General features: G+C 47.5%; 3 protein-coding genes. 2 read left to right on the forward strand and 1 reads right to left on the reverse strand.

Annotation, left to right across the window (positions count from 1 at the left end; all coding sequences use genetic code 11):
- The first annotated feature begins 436 nt into the window (after window positions 1–436).
- Complete coding sequence (locus B3O33_RS11340; RefSeq protein WP_292361782.1) at window positions 437–841, forward strand: group II truncated hemoglobin; 405 nt, start codon at window positions 437–439, stop codon at window positions 839–841.
- A gap of 54 nt (window positions 842–895) precedes the next feature.
- Here the strand turns inward: B3O33_RS11340 and B3O33_RS11345 are convergent, their stop codons facing one another.
- Entirely contained in the window at window positions 896–1,531 is a 636-nt protein-coding gene (locus B3O33_RS11345) for a helix-turn-helix domain-containing protein (RefSeq protein WP_292361783.1), read from the reverse strand.
- 246 nt (window positions 1,532–1,777) lie between these two features.
- Here B3O33_RS11345 and B3O33_RS11350 point away from each other — a divergent pair.
- Window positions 1,778–2,893 (forward strand): FAD-dependent oxidoreductase (locus tag B3O33_RS11350; RefSeq protein ID WP_292363617.1); only part of this gene is annotated, 1,116 nt, incomplete at its 3' end.

The raw sequence follows: 2,893 nt of genomic DNA on the forward strand, positions 1-2,893 counted from the left end.
GGGCTTGTTGATCTTTCAGAGCCACCACTGCTGGAGGCTATTTTTCCGTCCAACAAGGCGGAAATGATGCGATGTAGTTGTTCTACATAATTCATTTCCAACGCCGTGGGGCGGAAAAATAGTCCCAGCCCTGCGGGTTGTGGCTGAAAATGCACCACTTATGTCCACGGATGGACTGTATGCCGGCGCGCCAGGGAGGCGCGCGCCGGCCTGTGTTGCTTGTCGTTTATTTAGAACGACTAAATCATACTCTTCGCGCCTTGATTGGTGCATTTTCAGTCACAACAGAGGCGGCTCTGAAAGATCAACAAGCCCTAATGTTTATCGCCGGATCAGCTAATTACTTTCTAAGTAGTACTTAGTCCTGTGTATTAACTTCTTTTGGCAGACAGGGATAGACTCAATGATATTTAAACAAGTATCCAGGAGTCCTGTTATGAAGGCGTCAGCAAATCTTAGAAAAACGTCCATATATGATCGCCTGGGAGGGGCTGAAGGTGTTGAAAAGTTAGTGAATACGTTTTGTGATGTATTGGAGACAACAGAAGTGGGTCGGCCGATACATCTGCTGCATTTGCGTGGTCATGGTATGGCGCATGCGCGCATGGAACAGTTCAATTTTTTCTCAGGTATGTTTGGCGGGCCGAAACTTTATGCCGAGAAGTGGGGACATTCCAATGTGCGACAAATTCATGACCATGTTGATATAACAGAAGCGCATAAAGATGCCTGGCTGGCATCCATGCAATTAGCCATTGAAAGGCTGGATTATGAACCGGCGCTGAAACAGAATCTAATGCAGCACTTTGAGGGTATGGCCAGCTTATTGGTCAATCATTAGCACCGTAGTCTTACGCCATAGCGGTGATAAAAGAGACACAGACCGAAAGGTTCATTAATCCTGCTCGTGTTCCATCGCATCCAGGCTATCGTAATAAATAATCGCCAGGTAGCGGATAGGCATTTTTAATTTAGCTTCCGGACGATGCGGCTGTTCGGCATTGAATGTCAGAGAGTCGCCCGGATTCAGAATATAACGTTCGTCACCGACCGTGTATTCAAGCCTGCCTTCCAGCATAAAGATAAATTCGATACCCGAATGTTCAAACGGGGCAAATACCTCGCTTTCTTCTTCCAGCGAGATCAGAAAGGGTTCGAATAATTTTTTGGGGCCCTGATCATAAGCCAGCAAATGATAAGTGTGTCCGGATTTTGTGCCACGACGGACCACTTCCATTCCTTCGCCATTCTTCACATATTGAGCCCCGCCTCTGGGGGTATCGTAATCATGAAACAATTTTGACAGGGTAACACCTAATGCGTTGGCCAAATGCTCCAGTTTTTCCAGACTCGGTGAGGTCAGGCCATTTTCAATCTTACTGAGCATACCGCGACTCAGATTGGCCCGTGAGGCAACTTCGGCAATCGTCAATCCATTATCGAGTCGAAGATGGCGCAGCGTGTTGCCAAGGTGTTTGTCCAGTGATTTTGTATTGTTTTCGATTCCATTCATCTCTTGTTTTTCGCTCACGCCGTTTAAATCTCCTAACCTGCTACATTAATAGAACCTTGATCATACACGATTTTTTTTGCTCATAATGCAAACAAGATTCATAAGATGAAAAAAAGTTTCTAAGAGGTGTTGACATCCGATTTCCGACATGAGTAAATGAACTCAAGGTTTCATCAAGTGAAACAAAGTTTACCTAGAAGGTGGTAGTTCCATATACCCCATAGGTAGTAGATGGGATGGCAAACATTTTATTGAGGGGCAAAAATGCCATTAAGACTTTTGAAATATGCACTGAGCCGAGAACATCCGGCACCCCGTTTTTTCAGGGACTGTACTGAACCTAAAAAAACCTATGATGCGGTCATTATCGGCGGTGGCGGACATGGACTTGCTGCAGCCTACTACCTGGCAAAAGATCATGGCATCACCAATGTCGCGGTGTTGGAAAAAGGCTATATCGGCGGTGGCAACACCGGGCGCAACACCACCATTGTGCGTTCAAACTATCTGACTCCGGAAGGCGTCAACTTCTACAATGCCAGTGTTAAGTTGTTTGAAGATCTTTCTGAAGAGCTCGACATTAACCTGTTTTATTCCAACCGTGGCCATTTCACTTTGGCACATACCGATTCCGCTATGCGCACTATGCGCTGGCGTGCTGAAGTCAACAAACATGTTGGCGTGGAAAGCTATGTGGTTGGTCCTGATGAGATTTCTAAAGCCTGCCCGCAACTGGATATCTCATGCAGTGGTCAGGCACCGATCCTGGGTGCGTTGTATCACGCGCCGGGTTCAGTCGCACGTCACGATGCTGTTGCCTGGGGTTATGCCAAAGAGGCTGATCGAATGGGCGTAGAGATTTTCCAGAGTACGGAAGTGACGGGGATTGACGTGAAAAGCGGCAAGGTAGTCGGCGTGCAGACCAGTAAGGGGTATATCAGCACCAACCGCGTGTTATCAGCCGTTGCCGGTTTTACACCACGCATTTGCGAAATGGTCGATGTTGAAACGCCGATTGTCATTCATCCGTTGCAAGCATGTGTGACCGAGCCAATGAAACCCTGGCTCGATACGATTCTGGTATCAGGCAGCTTACATGTTTATGTCAGTCAGTCTTCTCGCGGTGAATTGGTTATGGGGTCTTCACTGGATCCATACGAAATCCATTCAACCCGCTCATCTCTGGACTTTGTGGAAGGCCTCACCTCGCATATCACCGATATGTTCCCATTCCTCGGTAATGTGAAGGTGGTTCGGCAATGGGCTGGGATGGCGGATCTGACACCGGACTTTGCCCCAATCATGGGCAAAACTGAAGTGGAAGGTTTCTATATCGATGCTGGGTGGGGCACTTGGGGCTTTAAAGCCACCCCAATAAGC

Source organism: Methylophaga sp. UBA1464 (assembly GCF_002325665.1).
Classification (GTDB): Bacteria; Pseudomonadota; Gammaproteobacteria; order Nitrosococcales; family Methylophagaceae; genus Methylophaga.